15 protein-coding genes are annotated in these 17,351 nt (G+C 52.1%); 3 read left to right on the forward strand and 12 right to left on the reverse strand.

The window, feature by feature from the left end; all coding sequences use genetic code 11:
- Positions 1 to 67 precede the first annotated feature (67 nt).
- Positions 68 to 544 (reverse strand): Cys-tRNA(Pro) deacylase, encoded by a 477-nt coding sequence (gene ybaK, locus B6A39_RS13750; protein WP_083006604.1) that lies wholly within the window; start codon positions 542 to 544, stop codon positions 68 to 70.
- 107 nt (positions 545 to 651) lie between these two features.
- On the opposite strand from ybaK, the gene B6A39_RS13755 reads away from it, so the two are divergent.
- Positions 652 to 840: a DUF3008 family protein gene (locus B6A39_RS13755; protein ID WP_083006606.1), complete on the forward strand. Its 189-nt coding sequence runs from the start codon at positions 652 to 654 to the stop codon at positions 838 to 840.
- Between the two features lie 66 nt (positions 841 to 906).
- Here the strand turns inward: B6A39_RS13755 and B6A39_RS13760 are convergent, their stop codons facing one another.
- Positions 907 to 1,770 carry a cation diffusion facilitator family transporter gene (locus B6A39_RS13760; RefSeq protein ID WP_083006607.1) on the reverse strand — a complete coding sequence of 288 codons (864 nt, stop codon included), beginning with the start codon at positions 1,768 to 1,770 and terminating at the stop codon, positions 907 to 909.
- A gap of 107 nt (positions 1,771 to 1,877) precedes the next feature.
- On the opposite strand from B6A39_RS13760, the gene B6A39_RS13765 reads away from it, so the two are divergent.
- The gene (locus B6A39_RS13765; protein ID WP_009721532.1) at positions 1,878 to 2,747 is read left to right on the forward strand and encodes a LysR family transcriptional regulator; all 870 of its coding nucleotides are present in this window, start codon (positions 1,878 to 1,880) and stop codon (positions 2,745 to 2,747) included.
- 196 nt (positions 2,748 to 2,943) lie between these two features.
- Positions 2,944 to 4,353, forward strand: coding sequence for a PhoH family protein (locus B6A39_RS13770; protein WP_083006609.1), 1,410 nt, complete (start codon positions 2,944 to 2,946; stop codon positions 4,351 to 4,353).
- A gap of 94 nt (positions 4,354 to 4,447) precedes the next feature.
- On the opposite strand, the gene B6A39_RS13775 is transcribed toward B6A39_RS13770, so the two are convergent.
- From B6A39_RS13775 to B6A39_RS13820, 10 genes are all read right to left on the reverse strand, one after another.
- On the reverse strand, positions 4,448 to 5,467 hold the full coding sequence (locus B6A39_RS13775; protein WP_083006611.1) for a YihY/virulence factor BrkB family protein: 1,020 nt from the start codon (positions 5,465 to 5,467) through the stop codon (positions 4,448 to 4,450).
- Positions 5,464 to 7,248 (reverse strand): proton-conducting transporter transmembrane domain-containing protein, encoded by a 1,785-nt coding sequence (locus tag B6A39_RS13780; RefSeq protein ID WP_083006613.1) that lies wholly within the window; start codon positions 7,246 to 7,248, stop codon positions 5,464 to 5,466. The genes B6A39_RS13775 and B6A39_RS13780 overlap by 4 nt, the downstream gene beginning before the upstream one ends.
- Positions 7,245 to 8,750: a complex I subunit 5 family protein gene (locus B6A39_RS13785; RefSeq protein WP_083006615.1), complete on the reverse strand. Its 1,506-nt coding sequence runs from the start codon at positions 8,748 to 8,750 to the stop codon at positions 7,245 to 7,247. The genes B6A39_RS13780 and B6A39_RS13785 overlap by 4 nt, the downstream gene beginning before the upstream one ends.
- Positions 8,747 to 10,237: a complex I subunit 5 family protein gene (locus tag B6A39_RS13790; RefSeq protein WP_083006617.1), complete on the reverse strand. Its 1,491-nt coding sequence runs from the start codon at positions 10,235 to 10,237 to the stop codon at positions 8,747 to 8,749. The genes B6A39_RS13785 and B6A39_RS13790 overlap by 4 nt, the downstream gene beginning before the upstream one ends.
- Positions 10,234 to 10,914, reverse strand: coding sequence for a DUF4040 domain-containing protein (locus B6A39_RS13795; RefSeq protein WP_083006619.1), 681 nt, complete (start codon positions 10,912 to 10,914; stop codon positions 10,234 to 10,236). Before B6A39_RS13795 ends, B6A39_RS13790 begins: the two co-directional genes overlap by 4 nt.
- A 46-nt stretch (positions 10,915 to 10,960) precedes the next feature.
- Positions 10,961 to 11,626, reverse strand: a complete 666-nt coding sequence (locus B6A39_RS13800; RefSeq protein WP_083006621.1) for an alpha/beta hydrolase — start codon at positions 11,624 to 11,626, stop codon at positions 10,961 to 10,963.
- Between the two features lie 73 nt (positions 11,627 to 11,699).
- On the reverse strand, positions 11,700 to 13,469 hold the full coding sequence (locus B6A39_RS13805) for an SLC13 family permease (protein ID WP_083006623.1): 1,770 nt from the start codon (positions 13,467 to 13,469) through the stop codon (positions 11,700 to 11,702).
- A 259-nt stretch (positions 13,470 to 13,728) separates the two neighbouring features.
- Positions 13,729 to 13,932, reverse strand: a complete 204-nt coding sequence (locus B6A39_RS13810; RefSeq protein WP_009101184.1) for a cold-shock protein — start codon at positions 13,930 to 13,932, stop codon at positions 13,729 to 13,731.
- A gap of 190 nt (positions 13,933 to 14,122) precedes the next feature.
- Positions 14,123 to 15,790, reverse strand: a complete 1,668-nt coding sequence (locus tag B6A39_RS13815) for a GMC family oxidoreductase (protein WP_083006625.1) — start codon at positions 15,788 to 15,790, stop codon at positions 14,123 to 14,125.
- A gap of 26 nt (positions 15,791 to 15,816) precedes the next feature.
- On the reverse strand, positions 15,817 to 17,328 hold the full coding sequence (locus B6A39_RS13820) for a CoA-acylating methylmalonate-semialdehyde dehydrogenase (protein ID WP_083006627.1): 1,512 nt from the start codon (positions 17,326 to 17,328) through the stop codon (positions 15,817 to 15,819).
- Positions 17,329 to 17,351: the final 23 nt, after the last annotated feature.

Here is a 17,351-nt window from a genome sequence, read left to right on the forward strand (position 1 = left end):
ATACGAACGGTACAGAATGGGTGATTGCTAATCCTCTAGATAGTAGGCCAGCTATTTAGGACAGTATTTAGGACAAAGTAGTTGCTAACGCTGCAAAACGCCCCTGGCACAACGTTGCTAAGTCCCGCGGAGAAAGTTCAATTTCCAGCCCACGTCGCCCCGCGCTTACATACAGTGTCGAAAATGTCTCCGCCGAGTCGTCGATAAACGTAGGCAGACGCTTTTTCTGGCCCAGCGGGCTAACACCACCAAGCACGTATCCTGTGGTCCGTTCAACGTCAACTGGCGCCGCCATTGCGGCTTTTTTCGCCCCTGCCGCTTTAGCAATTTGCTTTAACCCCAGTTGGCTGGTGACCGGTACAATACCAACTGCCAACTGCTTACCATCCAGGGTAACTACCAAGGTTTTAAACACTTGCTGAGCGGCAACACCCAGTTTTTCAGCTGCCTCCAGCCCGTAAGATTGCGTAGCGGCATCGTGTTGATACTCATGGATCTGAAACGCAATTCCCGCGTGTTTCGCGCTATTAATCGCCGGTGTCATGTAATTCTCTTAAGTTAACATCGTCAGCTCGTCTGGAAAGGGCACTGCTCTCTGCTAAGCTTAATATCGTGATTGGTTTAAGGAAGTCAACTGACAGGAGTCGACCTATGAAAGCAACTTCCAAAGCACAGCAGAAAGCGGCGGGGGCGGCGCTTTCTGCCAAGCGTGGTGAAACAAAGCCTAGTGAACTTTATGATTCCTCTAAAGAAATGTATGACTCAATGAACGAAGAGGAGCTTCAAGAAATGGCGAGCACCCAGCGCAAAGGTAAACCTCAAAAGCAGGAAAACGACTAAACGCCTACTGGCAACAGCTGAGGTTGAGGCAGCGCTGTCACTGCTGCCTATTCTGCTGCTAATAAATTAAGTTACCAATGTAATGCTGGTCACAGCACGCAGATTACGTTTTTTGCAGTGCTGTTCTACACTTTCAACAATCTCTTCAGCATCATTTATTTGTTGCATATCCAGTTGAATATCAACCATTAAGAAGCTACCAACCTGAGCTAAACGCACGTCGTCATTCGCAATATCGAAGTCTGCCACCTCTTGTACTACGTCCTGGCGAACGCTACCCAACGGTTCGCCAAACATCAGTTCGCGCAGCGCGCCACGCACCATGCGAATAGGCATTGGCAAGAAGTATCCGGCGATAATCAACACCATCACCGGATCGGCAAAACGCGCCAAGTGAGCCCAGGGTGTGAGCGTCAATCCCCATGTGAGCGCAAAGCCCAGCATCACGGCGGCACTCAGCCATGTGTCCATTTGCCACTGACGCAGCTCGGCGGCCAGCAGTGAAGAGCGCGCAATTTGGGCATAACGGCTCAACCACCACCAAGTAAGTAAACATCCAGCCACATTCACTACACCAAACATCAACGCAAGATCTAACGTTACCAACCGCCCACCTTGCGCAAGGCTCCACACAGCAGAGACCATAGAAAATAGGCATACCAACGCTATCACTACGCCTTTAAGCAGCACAGCCAACGGCTCTACGGTAAGCCGCCCAAAGGGGTAATGATTATCTGCCGGTTTACGCGCCTGCTTTAACGCAAACAACGACAGAGACGCCAGCACTAAACTTAATAGCGAATAGCCACTATCGAATAAAATAGTAATTGATCCACTGGCAAGCCCGAGAGCAAGGCCGGTAAAGGCAAACAGGCTGGCAGAGACAGCAGAAAATCTGAGCGCACGGCGCTCGGCGACAAAGGGGGTCACGCGAAATACTCCAGTAAAGTGTGTTAAACCCAACGCATAATAGTGAGTACACTAACGTTTCACCAATCGCTCAGCGCCAACTTTCTTGGCTCTCAATGGAGTAACCCATGCGCGCAGAACAAGTGCAGGCGTTTATTGACGTTACTGAACATGGCTCCTTTGCAGCCGCCGCGCGACACACCGGGATAAAACGCAGCACGCTAAGCGCCACAGTGAATGCCTTGGAAGACAGTCTTGGGGTCGTGCTGTTCGAGCGCTCAGGCAATAGCCTACAGCTCACTGCAGTAGGTGAAAGCGTGTTGCCGGACTGCTACCGACTGCTGACAAGTGCCAGCCGAATCAAAAAACACTGCCAACAGCACCTGCAAGGCGTAGAAAGCCAGCTGTGCATTGCCAGAGATGATGCGTTGCCCGAAGCATTTTGGCGACAAGTCATGCACGATTTAAAGCAGCGCTATCCGCTTACGGCCATCTCGGTATATTTATTACCTCCCCAAGAGCACCCACAGTTCGTCCTTCGCCAAACCGTTGATATCGCCTTTGGGTTGTATACCGCTGAAGGTGCCGACGTAAATGCCAGTAATCTTGCACCGGTGAGCATGTGCTTAGTCGCGGCAACGTCGCACCCGCTAAGCCGCTTACCCAGTGTTACCCGCGACGATCTCGCCCAATATACTCAGGTGTGCTTAACCTATGAGCAGGGCGATAAACTCGTCAGTGATGCACTTTTTTCGACAAATTACCTCGGGCTGACCATGTTCGAGGTTATCCGCGATGCCGCTATCAATGGCACTGGCTGGGCATTACTACCCTACCCATTGGTGAAAGAAGCCATAGAAAGCCATCAGCTTTGCGCGCTAAATCATGATCTCGCCCTAGACAGCCACTATTATCGCTACGTAGAAGGTGAAAGCCTCGGAGTGGTCGCCACCGCGCTGCTAACGAAGGTGTCACGCTTTTTAGGCACTACCCGTTGATGCTTTGTAATAACGTTGAAATAGAGCATTGGAAAAAATTGCTTACGCCTTCCACTCTGTTAAGGAACTTGTAAAAAAGTGCTACACAAGGAGATCAAAAGGACACGCTAGAGAACCGGCACAGGTGAGTGTCATCTAAGCGTAAAGTGCATCTGCCAGTGTCGATGTTGCCGTCAACTAAGGAGTAGTTTCCACGATGGTACGACTCGATAAGAAAGCGACTAGGCTGTATGTCCTAGACACGAATGTCCTTATCCACGACCCCGCCGCGCTCTACCATTTTGATGAGCACGACGTCGTTATCCCCATGACTGTACTTGAGGAGCTAGACAAGCATAAAAACGGCATCAGGGAGATCGCTCGCACAGCGCGGCAGATTAGCCGCACGCTTTCCGACTTAACCAACCAAGTCACCTTCGACGAAATACAGAAAGGCATTCCTATTCCCCGCATTAGTGGTGAATCGGGCCGCCTACATTTTTTGTGCTATAACGACCTTAAACCCTTCGACTCCCTTGATGACAGCCCTGATAATCGTATTTTGGCGGAAACCTGCCGGTTACGCGATGAGCGTCCGGATGCTTCCGTCATTCTGATCACCAAAGACATCAACCTGAGGGTAAAAGCTGCCGCGCTAAAAGTGCCGGTGGAAGACTACCTGAATGATCGCGCCTATTCTGACAGCGATGCCATGATTGAAGGTGCGCAGGTTTACGCCACTGCCGGACAGGATGGTGCTTCGCTGTGGGAAGCGCTCAATGTCGACGTCACCGTTGAACGTGTCGACCACCACACCTTTTATCAACTAAGTGGCAACATGCCTCGCCATTGGCATGTCGGCATGCTGGTATCCGATAGCGAAAATGGCGCTGAGTTTGAAGCCATTGTCCGTGAGCTATCACCGTCATCTGCCCGACTACAGCTACTTACCAACTACCGTCACCATGCTGGCGTATGGGGCGTTCATGCCCACGACAGTCGCCAAAACTTCACCCTCAACCTACTAATGGACCCTGATATTGATCTAGTGACTATTGCTGGTAACGCAGGCACCGGCAAAACCTTTATGACACTCGCCGCAGCGTTCCAGCAAACACTGGATGCAAAACTATTTGAGCGCATTGTATTTACCCGTGCGCCGATTCCCATGGGTGAAGATATCGGTTTCTTACCGGGCACCGAAGAGGAGAAAATGTCACCGTGGATGGGTGCCTTCCACGACAATATGGACAACCTGTTGCGTAACGAAGAAGGGGAATCTAGCTGGGATAATGGTGCTACTCGGCAGTTAATTGGCTCTAGGGTACAGATTCGTGCACCGAGCTTCATGCGAGGGCGCACCTTAAACGATACGTTCTTGATTATTGACGAGGCGCAGAACTTCACCCCCAAACAACTTAAGTCACTGGTAACCCGAGCGGGTCGAAATACTAAAATTGTCTGTTTAGGCAACGTTGGCCAGATCGACACGCCCTACTTAACTGCCAACACCTGTGGCATGGCTGCTGTTGTCGAACGATTTAGGGATTGGCCCCATGCAGGGCATATCACACTGAAAAGCGTTGAGCGTTCACGCTTGGCGCTGGCCGCTGAAGAACTGTTGTAGCGATTGCCGCAAAACACCTTACCGATTCACCCATCTATTAAACAACATCGCCCAGCAAAGCTGGGCGGTATTGCTTTGTGGAAGGCTGACAGGATCATTTATCTCTCCGTTGATGACGCGTATCAGCATTTTCGCTATTCCAGGGATTTTCAACACCCACCGTATCAGCAGCAAATGCCTTACGTTCGCCCATAGGGCGAGCTGCCCCCACTGTTGTATCGTTGAAGGTCTGGCGCTCCATTTCGCAGTTGAGTTCGGCGCCAAACAGCACCACAAACGCTGAGAGCCAAAACCATAGCATGAGCGCCACCACCGCCCCAATAGAGCCATACAGCTCACTAAATGTAGAAAAGTAGCGAACGTAAAGCGACAGGCCACCTGAGCCTAATAACCACATAGCAGTGGCAAACAGCGTGCCATAGCTTAACCATCGCCATTGGGCAGAACGCCGATAGGGAGCATAACGATACAGCAAGGCAATAAGTACGCTCATCAGTACCAACAACGCCGGCCAACGTAACCATTTCAAGACACTATCCACCGGCGGTTCAATCGTCAGCGTATCAACTACTATCGGCACAATAGCGATAAATCCCAGTGACACTAGCGTCATCGTAATTAACCCGAAGGTTAACGACACCAACACGACACCACGTAGCAGCAGCGGACGCTTTTCATGTTCGCCGTACACCACATTCAAGCCGACTACGAGTACAGAAACACTTTTTGACGCAATAAACATGGCAACCAACAGTCCTGCTAGCGCGGTCATCACATTCCCAGACTCCGTACTTTCCACAACCTCTTGGGCCTGCTGATCAATCAGCTTCGCCGCATCCGGCGGCATAAAACGACTAATCTCATAGAGCTGACGACCGGCCTCAACAGGGTCAAACAGCAACCCCCAAAGAGAAATAACAGCGGCGATGGTCGGAAATAGTGCCAGCAAGGCATAAAAAGCAATACCCGCCGCAAACATCGTAATGCGGTCACGCCGAGCAGCACGCACTACCCGCCAAAGAATATCGTGCCACCCCTTACGGGGGATATCATCAGGCGCCGTTGCTTTTCTGCCACGCCAGTGAGCCTCTACTACTCTCTCTTTTTGGCTCATCGTAGCCCCTCCCACATCAGCAAAAGCGCCGCTATCACAGCAAACGCCATCATTAGACCGCTACCATGATGACGCATCCATGCCTCTGCGAATAACCCTTTCTTCAATTGCCCCATTAACGTCCGTTCAAATGCTAGAGAGAACGACACACTCGCCATTTTCACTCTTTCACAGGCCCGAGCCAACGCCTCTATGACGTGCAATCCTTTTACAGAAAAGACGCTATACAGCCACCATAAATCGCCTGCGGGTGGCGCTTGAATGACAACGCGGCGCAGCAAGCCAGTGCAAATCAAAACAGCCATCACAACGACCATGACACCGACGGGGAAAGGCCAACTCAGACTTAACCATTCGGCGGCTGGTGGTATCACGACACTACCAGCGGGCAGTGGGAGCCATATTGGCGTTACCAGGGCGGCGACTAATGCGGCCAACCACGCGCCCCACTGGAAGGCATTACCCCCCCCTGAGTGCCGTTGCTGCCACTGACGCCACACGCAAACGCTGATCAACGCAGAAGTGCCAATGGCCGCCCAGGTAAGCAGCATAATCAGATGTTCGTGATGCATTTCATAAAGCGCACTTTTAACGCCCCACTTACTTAGCATCCCCGCCGCTAGCGCACCCGTTAGCGACACGCCAGGCAAGGCGATTAACGCAAACAGCAGTGGTTGCTGCCAGCGAGGCATATGCTCGCTAACGCTAGTACCTAGAAATAGCGCTCCTTTTGCCAAGGCATGATGGCCAGCAAAAAACACCACACCAGGCAATAATAGCGGCCACACGTCTGGGGCGGCCAATCCCATTGCCACCATTGCAGTGAGCATTCCCATTTGACTGATGCTGGAGTACGCCAGAACTGCTTTTGGATGGCGCTGCCACACACCATATAAGGCTGCGCCAAACGCGGCTGCCAGCCCTGCCACTAGCATGACATGACCAAGCAATGTGAGGCCTGACGACAACTCCTCGCCTCCTAAAGGCAGTACATTTATCCACCCTAACAACCCGGCCTTAATCATCGCGCCGCTCAACACCGCGCTAGCAGGAGCAGGCGCCACGGGATGTGCTAACGGCAACCAAACATGAAGGCCAATAACCCCCGCTTTCACCCCAAACCCAAGCCACAACAAAAGCGCCATCATGGCCCCGTGATCAGCAGCAGCAATTCCTTCACGCACTCCCTTAAGTGTCAGCGTCTCTGAAGTGCCTGCCACCCAAAGAAGACCACCAAGAATAAGTCCTTCGCCAATAACGGCTAAGATTAAGTATGCCCTTGCGCCAAGCCGCGCTTCGTCACTACCGCTATGCACCACCAAGACATAAGCGGCAAACGTCATCAGTGCAAAGCCCAGATAAAAACTGGCGATATCTTGAGCAACAATCAGCAGCACATTGCCCAGCAACGTAAGTGGCCACAGTAGCGCTAACCGCTGACATCGACGCTGGATAACCCGATCGCCTGCACGGGCTTTTCGTTGCTCTGCTGCAAAGTACCCCCGAGCATGAACTGCTGCCAAGCTCCATAGCAAAGCGGTAAAGGCCAGCCACGGCCTACTGAGAGCATTTAACTCCCAATAACCGCCTAACATCCAGGCCTCGATTGTCCATTGGACCTCGCCACTGAAGGCCAACAATAACGCTGGCCATGAAGCGCTTATCCATAGCAACGAAAAATAGTCACGGCTAGCAGCAGGCGTTCGATACGCCTGCCACACAGTGCTTCCCGCAACACACAGAGGCCAAAGTAATGCCGCAAGCAAAAGTAGCGTGATCATGGCAGGTACTCCCCTACCGCCACGCGGGTAGCCCAGTCCAGCGGGCTAAACGGCAATCCAGCCAGCAGCCCCGCACCAATGCTCACCATCGCTGTAAATACCGCTGGCCATAATAGCCAGCCATGGGTTTCCAGACGCCCAAGGCACTGTTCATTAGGCCATTCGCCCTTCCCATGTGCTGGCCCCTCGCGAAACCAAAGGCGATGCAAAATAGGCAGAAAATAAATAGCATTCAACGTACTACTCGCGACTAAAACAGCCACGACCCAATACATTTGTGCCTGGACAGCCCCCACCCCCAAGTACCACTTAGTAATAAAGCCCGCGATAGGAGGCAGGCCAATCATCCCCAGTGCCCCCACAGTAAATGCAAAGCTGGTAAGTGGCATACGTTTCCCGGCACCGTCCATTTCATCAATACGATGGATGCCTAACTCTTCAGCGTAGTTACCCGCACAAAAGAACAGCGTGACTTTCATCAAGCCTTGATGCAGAAGATGCGCAAGTGCACCAATGGTACCGAAGGGGCCAAACAGGCAAACACCAAGCACAACATAGGACACCTGGCTGATAGTAGAAAATGCCAACCGGGGCTTTAATTCTTGCTGGGCAATCGCGCGCAGCGAGCCGTAAATAATCGTAATTGAAGCCGCGACCGCCAGTACAGTGGTGACACCAAGCTCAACGCTGAGCTCAATACCATAAAGATCATATATAACGCGAAGGATGCCAAAGGCACCGGCTTTTACAACCGCAACAGCATGTAACAGCGCGCTAACTGGCGCAGGCGCTACCATTGCTCTTGGCAGCCACCCATGCAACGGCACCATGGCAGCTTTAACCGCCAGCCCCCCCACCAACAAGGCAAATATCAGTGTCAGCAGGCCACGATGATCATTGAGGTATGGCGACAACCCCTGCTCAGAAGCAAAGGAGTGATCGCTTGTTAAACTGTAAAGTAGCACTACGCCGAGCAGCAGCACCACCCCGGCCGTTAAGGTATAACGCAGATAAACTCGCCCCGCTGCTAACGCTTTGGCGGTGCCTGAGTGGACGACCAACGGATAGGTCGAAAGCGTCAGCATTTCGTAGAAAATAAGAAACGTAAACAGGTTACCGGCTAAAGCGATGCCCAACGTACTCGCGACACACAAACTGAAAAAACCAAAAAAGCGTTTGCGGTTCGCTGCCCCTTCTAAATAACCGATAGCGTAGATGGTGGTACACAGCCACAGTAACGAAGAGAGACCAGCAAACATCACCCCTAGCGCATCAGCTCTCAGTACGAACTCAACACCGCCTACTATCTGGAAACTAAAGGTGTCTTCAAACCCCTGAGACACTCGCCCTACCATCAAGATGACTAAGATAATTTTACTAACAGCGGCCACCAGGTTAATAGTGGTGCGCAGCCGCCGTGCGTCTTCAGGTAAAAGAAAAATAACCGCCGCAGCAAAGAGAGATGTTGCTAGCGTTGTTAGCGGTAGCCAAGCCGCATTCATGCGCCACCTCCCTGCAATAGTGCCAGTGGTAGGTGAGCCAACAAGCCAAGTGCAAACGCCGCTAATGCCAAACAAAGCGCAATCAGATCCATGCCAGGCGCTAACGGTTGGTAATGATGGCGAGGCGCCGTTTCATCAAAGGAGTAGCGGAAAACACGAAATACATAGGCAGCAGTTAGTAGCGTACCTACTAATAGCGCAGCGACGGCTACCCACTGCTGAGTCATCACCATTGCCTGTAGCAGCAACCACTTTGCAGTGAACCCAGCGCTAGGCGGCAACCCCATCAGCGTAACGGAGGCAATACCAAAAACAAGTAGTGATAGCGGTAAGCGGCGGCTAGTGCCTGCCAGCCCTTTGATTGAGCTTTCACCTGTGGCAAGTATCAAATTACCAACGGCCATAAACATAGCCGCTTTTGCTAACGAGTGGCCCATCAACTGAAGCCAAAACCCTTCCCAGGCCAGTGCACCTGGCAGCGGAGAAATAGTAGGCCCCAACAGTAAAGGAAAGGCGACCATTAAGTAACCCAGTTGACCTACTGTAGAAGATGCTACCAAGGTTTTAAGCGATTCAGCACGCCACGCAATTAGCCCGCCCCACACAATCGCGAGCATTCCTAACCATGCCACAAAGCGTGGGGCAAACAGTGCTTCAGGAAGTAAAATCCCCCACAGCATGATCAACATAAACAACGAGGCTTTAATCACCAACGCAGCATGCAGTGCACTCACCGGCGTCCAAGCATTTTCATGCACAGGCGTTAGCCACCCGTGTAGCGGAAAGAGCGCTGCTTTCAGCGCCAGCCCTGCACCTATCAAGGCAGCAGCCACCCAAGACACTGGGCCAGGTTCAACAACCTCAGCCAAGGATTTGAGGCCAAGCTCCCCCCAATACCCAAGCAGCAAGGCCACGCCTAGCAAATAGGCAAGAGACCCTACCAACGCTAACAGCAAATATCGCATGCCTGCTTTCAGCGCATTAGACTTACCTGACAGCAGTAACATACCCACAGCAGCCAGCCCCATTGTTTCTAAAGCGGCGTAAAGGGTTAATAGGTCTGCCGCTAGCCAAATCAGCGAGAGCGAACTGATCAGCACACCCATCAGCGGCCACAGCCATCGTGCCTGCTTACCAGGGCGGGTAAGTTGCAAATGCCCCGGTGTGTACAAGGCAGTTGCTGCCCCCACCCATTGAGTGATCATTAACATTAAACCGCTCAGGCCATTAAAGCGCAGTGACAGCTCCACACCTGCAACGTGCCACTGCCAGCGCAGTAAGCCTACTTGCAGGTAATCGACAACCAACAGTGCACCAGCCATTAAAATCGGCAGACACGCAAGAAGAACGGGGAGCAAACGGCGCGGCGTAAAAAGTGCGCCTAACAAGCCTGCAAAGATCGGAAACACGAGTGTTGCCAACAATGCCCAATGGGAATACCAAAGCGGGTCGAATGTGCTTTCGTACAAGCCAAAACGCCATATCATTGCGCTTGCCTCGCAGCGTCACTGTCACTGTCTAGTGCAAGCACACCCTCTAACGAAACAAGTTGCCGAACTAACAGCACACCCAACAAAGTACCCAGCCAAGCAATGATCAATCCAACGCTGATAAACGCTTGCGCTCCAGGCATCGTGCCCGCCATTCCCGCCAACAGCAGAAACACACCAGAGCCTAGAACATTGAAGGCCATTAAGCGGCGCAACATATGTTTATGTAGCGTAAACGCCCCCATTGCCATAGCCACAATAACAACAGCAGCAATGATCAGCGGATGCTCAGTCAGCGAGTACGCCATATCAGGCAATAAAAACCGAATGGCGCCGCCTATCATCACACTCCAGGCCAGCGCCAACAGTGCACGTACCACGCTATGAGACCAGCGATGGCGGGAGCGATCATAAGGCGGCACCTTTTCGGTACTGCCAGGGATCGCGCTCAATGCATAAAAAAAACTTCCACCCGTCAGCGCGACTCCTAGTACAAATTCAGCCAACGCCAACCAGGGGGCGCCAAGCTGCCACCAGGAAAGGCTCATTAGTAGCGCAAATAGCAAAAATAGACCGCTCGCCCGTTTTAAGTGACGATCAAACAAACAAACTAGCGACGCGGCTACTAGGCAGAACGCGATACCGCTTTCTAGATAGTCAATTGACGCTATCATAAGCCTTCGCTAATTCCTTGCATCGGCTGGGAGTGTTAATGCACGTTTAAGCTAAACGCTCGCTCAGCCACTTGCCAATATCGTTAACCTGCTGCGGGCATAGCGCATGCGCCATCGGATACTGGCGATAATTAACCGCGTAGCCCATTTCTTTTAGGCGTTCGACACCACTGCGGCCCAGAGTTTCAGGAACGATGGGGTCGAAATTCCCATGATGTACTTCGATGGGAATATCACGATTGGATTCAGCTAAATCGATGCTATCGGCCGTCGCAAAATAGGTCGACATGGCCAACAGTCCGCCAAGAGGCTGAGGGAACGAAAGTGCCGCCTGATAAGCGACTGCGCCACCTTGGGAAAAACCCGCGACGATAATACGACGGCTGTCGATCCCTTGATCAATCTGTTCTTCAATCAGTGCCTGGATACGTTCGGCAGACGTTTTCAGCTGTGCTTCATCCACCCGACGCCCTAAGTCCATAGCGAGAATATCGTACCACGCGGGCATCACCATGCCGCCATTAATAGTGACCGGCAAGCGCGGCGCGTGAGGCATAATAAAACGCACATGCGCTGAGTCCGGTAGCGTAAGGGCTGGCACTAGCGGCTCGAAATCGTGCCCATCGGCACCCAACCCGTGAATAATAAACACGCACGCATCGGCGGGTTGACCATTTTGCGGTTCAATAATCAGTTCGCCTGGGGCTGTCATGGGCTCTTTCCTTGCTGACGTTAAAAGCGCCACCCTAGCGTAAAGTGACGCGTTGGGCGAGTCATTTGCCTGCTTAAAGCGGCCAAACCAGTGGAATAAGGGTTAAGGCAATGGCTCCCGTCAAAAGGTTTAAGCCACCACCAACACGTAAGAAATCACTAACCCGATAGCCGCCAGGGCCATGCACCATAAGGTTCGTTTGATAACCAATCGGCGTTAAAAAACTCGCCGAGGCAGCAAACATTACCGCCACCACGTAGGGCATCGGGTTAACCCCCAGGCTTTCTGCTGCTGCCATGACCACCGGAAAGATGATCACCGCAGCGGCATTATTGGTTACCAACTCGGTTAACAATGCCACTACGCAATAGGTGGCAATTAATAGCAACAGCGGGTTACCCACCACCAACGATAGTACACTTCCCGCCAAGAAATCCGCCGCGCCGGACGTTTGCAACGCTGCCCCAACCCCAAAAGATGCCGCAATGGTCAGCAACACTTGCGTATCCAGACCACGCTTGGCAGCCCCGACGGAACAACAACCGGTTAATAACGATAGCGCCGCGCCCAACATGGCAGCATTGAGCATACTTAAGACACCTAACGCCGCCAGCAGCACAGCCCCTAACAAAATTGCCCAAGCTAGCGGGGCTTTTTCATGAACAGGCCGCGCTGAACCGTTTAACTCACTAATTAAAAGAAAGTCTTTCGATTGGCGGTGGCGCTCAATGAACGGAGGGCGTGCTTCTAACAGAAGTACATCAGCAGGTTGCAAACGGACTTGCCCTAAATTGCCAGTTACCCGTTCGCCGCCACGGCAGATTGCTAAAACAGCAGCGCCATATAACGTTCTAAAACGACCGTCACGAATCCGCTGTCCAATAAACTGGCACTGGTTCGATACCACTGCTTCAACCAAACGCCGCTCTTTAAACTCTTTTTCCAAACTCGACGCCGCATCACGAGAAGGAATGAGCCCACGAATCTGCTGTAGCTCTACAGCGGCGTCCGAGGTGCCCACAAAAACCAGTCGGTCGCCTGCCTTTAGCTGCTCGCCTGGCCCCACCACACTCACCACATTACCTGCCCGCTCAATTTCAACTAAAAAAAGCTCTTGAAGGTGGCGTAGCCCAGCTTCTTCCACCGTACGGTCAACCAGCACTCCCGCAGGATCAACTTCCATTTCGATAGTGAACTCGCGAGGGTTAGCAAACGCTTTTGACATCCCCTCTCGTGAAGGCAATAAGCGTGGCCCTAAAAAGATAAGATAAGCAAGACCCACCAGCGCAACAGGGATACCTACCCACGCTAAATCAAATAGCCCCATCTCAAGCTCGGGATAGCGCTCTACTAATAAACCATGCACAACTAAGTTAGTACTGGTGCCAAACAGTGTAATAGTACCGCCTAGAATGGAAGCAAAGCTGAGCGGCATTAAAAGCCGTTGAGGAGAAAGCCTCAACCGTCGACTCCAACTCATTACAGCCGGAATGTAGGTAGCCACAACGGGTGTGTTATTGAGAAAACCGCTCAGTGATGCCACGGGTAACAGCAGCCGAACAAGCGCACCGCGTTCACTGTTAGGGCGACCCAATACATAGCGAATAATTAGGTCAATACCCCCCGTTTCACGAATACTGGCAACCAACACATACATGAAGGCCACGGTAAACAAACCGCTGTTAGAAAAACCACCCAGCGCCTGTTGCGGGTCAATGACACCCAAGGTCATTAGCACCACGACGGCACCAAGCAGAATAATATCTGGCCCCAGTCGAGACAGCGTCATTAACGGGAAGATAGTGAGCACTACCCCCACGGCTATCCAAGCATCCAGCGACATATCCTGCATCCCTAACCTAAAATCTTGGGAGCATTGTGCCGCCTTAACGATATTCTAAAAAGTTATTTTTAGAAACACAGTAATAACAAAAAAGAATATGGGCGTGGGCGTGGGCGTGGGCGTGGGCGTGGGCGTGGGCGTGGGCGTGGGCGTGGGCGTGGGCAGTGTACTAACTAAGTAAAAACGAAAAAACCCCGCTTTCGCGGGGTTTTTTAGCATATTAGCGTTACACGCTAACAGCGAACATCATCGTTTCTAATTAAAGAACTTTGATGTTAGAAGCCTGAAGGCCTTTTTTACCCTGAGTAACGTCGAAGGAAACCTTCTGGCCGTCTTGCAGAGTTTTGAAGCCGTCAGCTTGGATTTCAGAGAAATGCGCGAACAGGTCGTCGCCATTGTCGTCCGGAGAAATGAAGCCGAAGCCTTTAGTGTCGTTAAACCACTTAACGGTACCAGTTGCCATGATCGAAATCCTCGATGTAGCTTGATGTAGAGCCGGGTAATACCCGAGTTGCAGTGGGTAGAACAAGAAACTTTCACCAGACTAAACGCTTGGGCGTTTCGATACTGCTGACAACGTTCGACTTGCTAACCAACTGCATCCAGCATGCGCTTAACTTAGCCGCACGTCAATACAATGATGAAAAAAAATGTCAGGGTGATGACCGATCTGCGGCCATCATCCACCCTGCTGCTTTCTCAGCAATCATTAAGGTAGGTGAGTTGGTATTACCGCTGGTAATGGTCGGCATAATACTGGCGTCCACTACTCGCAGACCGCTCACGCCCTTAACACGCAGCTTGGAATCCACCACGGCCCCCGGGTCGTCATCGCGGCCCATTTTCGCCGTCCCGACTGGGTGAAAGATCGTGGTACCAATATCGCCCGCCAATTTGGCCAACTCTTCGTCGCTTTGATACTGCAACCCAGGCTTAAACTCTTCTGGCTGATACTTAGCGAATGCCTGCTGCTCAGCAATCCGCCGCGTAACCCGTAATGAGTCTGCCGCTACCTTGCGGTCTTCTTCCGTGCTCAGGTAGTTAGGCTCAATGGCGGGCGCCGATTGTGGATCACGATTTTTGATCCTTACCGAGCCACGGCTCGTGGGATTAAGGTTGCAGACACTAGCAGTAATCGCAGGAAACCCATGCAGTGGTTGGCCAAACGCATCAAGGCTTAGGGGCTGTACATGGTACTCGATATTGGCATGCTGATACTCGTTAGAGCTACGGGTAAAAATGCACAGCTGGGAAGGTGCCATACTCATCGGGCCTGTGCGTTTAAAAACGTATTCCAAACCAATCTTGGCTTTACCGAGCAAGGTACTCGCCATGGTATTGAGCGTTTTTGCCCCTTTCACTTTATAGACGGAGCGAATTTGCAAGTGATCCTGCAGGTTTTCGCCCACACCCGTTAGCGCTGACACCACATCAATACCGTGTTGTTGTAATAGCTCGGGCGCGCCAATACCAGAAAGCTGCAGAATCTGTGGCGAGCCGATAGCGCCTGCACTCAGCACGACTTCTTTATTGACTGTCACGTTGATCGTTGTACCTTCACGCAAAAGCTCAGCGCCCGTGCAGCGTGGTTGGCCATCTTGTGGTTCAAATAGCAGCCGATTGACATGGGTGGAGTGCCAGATCGTTAGGTTGGTGCGTTGCTTGATCGGCCGCAAAAACGCTTTAGAAGTATTCCAGCGCCAGCCATTGCGCTGGTTGACTTCAAAATAGTTAACGCCTTCGTTATCACCACGATTGAAATCGTCAGTACGCGGAATACCTGCTTGCACCGCCGCCTCGGCGAAATCATCTAGCACTTGCCAGCTTAAGCGCTGTTTTTCGATCCGCCATTCGCCACCATGACCATGGTAACGGCGATGATCGGCATCGCCATCACCGCCTTCATCCAAACGATGATGGTCTTCGTGTTTCATGAAATCTGGCAAGCAGTTCTCCCACCGCCAGGCGTCATCGCCGGTCAACTCGGCCCAGTGATCGTAATCCCGTGCCTGACCACGCAGATAAAGCATGCCATTAATGCTTGAGCAGCCACCTAGCGTTTTACCCCGGGGATAAATCAGTGAGCGACCATTGAGCCCTTTGTCAGGCTCGGTACGAAACAGCCAGTCGGTGCGCGGGTTGTTGATGCAGTAAAGATAGCCCACCGGAATATGAATCCAGTGGTAGTTATCCGGCCCACCCGCTTCAATCAGCAGCACCCTATTATTTGGATTGGCGCTGAGTCTATTTGCCATCAGGCACCCTGCGGTGCCTGCGCCGATCACAATATAGTCGAAGTTATTATTAGCAACCTGTGACATGAACGGGCTCCCGTAACGTAATGGCGTTACTTCGCCGTAGGCATCACAAACTCAGCGCCTGAATCAATAGAGTCTGACCAGCGCTGCATAATGGATTTTTGCTTGGTATAGAAACGTACGCCCTCTTCACCATAGGCATGCATATCGCCAAATAGTGAACGCTTCCAACCGCCGAAACCGTGCCACGCCATGGGTACCGGAATGGGTACATTGATGCCAACCATACCCACCTGAATGCGGCGGCCAAATTCTCGGGCGACGCTGCCGCTCTCGGTAAAGCAACTGACGCCATTGCCAAACTCATGGTCATTGATCAGTTGAATGGCTGTGGCAATATCCGGCACCCGAACACAGACCAACACTGGGCCGAATATCTCTTCTTTATAAATGGTCATCTCGGGGGTGACATGATCAAACAGAGTACCGCCCATCCAGAAGCCTTCGGCACAGCCGTCGCCGGTTTGCGCGACATCAAATTCACGGCCATCTACCACCAAGTGTGCGCCTTCTTCTAGGCCTTTATTTATATAGCCGGTAATCCGCTCGTGAGCCTGACGGGTGACAATCGGGCCCATTTCCGCATCAAGCTGCATGCCGTTCTTAACTTTCAGCGCCATAGCACGCTCAGCCAGTTGAGCCACGACGCCATCCGCCACATCGCCCACCAATACTGCCACACTGATTGCCATACAACGTTCGCCTGCCGAGCCATAAGCAGCGCCGATTAAGGCATCCACCGCTTTATCCAAGTTGGCATCCGGCATCACTACCATATGGTTTTTAGCGCCACCCAGTGCTTGCACACGCTTTCCGTGCTTAGCGCCGCGCTCGTAAATCAGATTCGCTATTGGCGTAGAACCAACAAACGACAACGCTTTAACATCCGGATGGTCGATCAGCGCTTCAACACTGTCTTTATCGCCCTGCACCACGTTGAACACCCCATCGGGAAGACCTGCCTTTTTCAGCAAATCAGCTATCATCAGCGAGGCGCTGGGGTCCAGAGGGCTGGGCTTAAGAACAAAGGTATTACCGGCAGCAATTGCCACAGGGAACATCCACATCGGTACCATGACAGGGAAGTTGAACGGCGTAATACCAGCCACTACGCCCAACGGCTGTCGCATGGTCCAGTTATCAATACCGGTGCTGACCTGCTCGGTATAGTCACCTTTCAGCAGCTGTGGAATACCACAGGCGAACTCGACGATATCAATCCCTCGGGCAACTTCGCCCTGGGCATCAGTAAACACCTTACCGTGCTCCTTGGTGATCGCTTCCGCCAATGCATCTTTATGGGCGTTGAGTAGCTCCAAAAACTTAAACATTACGCGAGCCCGGCGTATCGGCGGGGTATCAGCCCAAGCAGGAAATGCCGCTTTAGCGGCTTGCACAGCACTATCTACATCATATGCAGAGGCAAGCACCACGTTTCCGGTAACGTTACCCGTCGCAGGATTAAAGACATCTTGAGAAAGACCCGAGCTACCCTGACTGATCTGCCCGTTAATGAAATGATGAATAGTGGTTGTTGTCATTTGGCTACCTTTATAAGCAGATT

Origin of the sequence: Halomonas sp. GT (assembly GCF_002082565.1) — a bacterium.
Classification (GTDB): Bacteria; Pseudomonadota; Gammaproteobacteria; order Pseudomonadales; family Halomonadaceae; genus Vreelandella.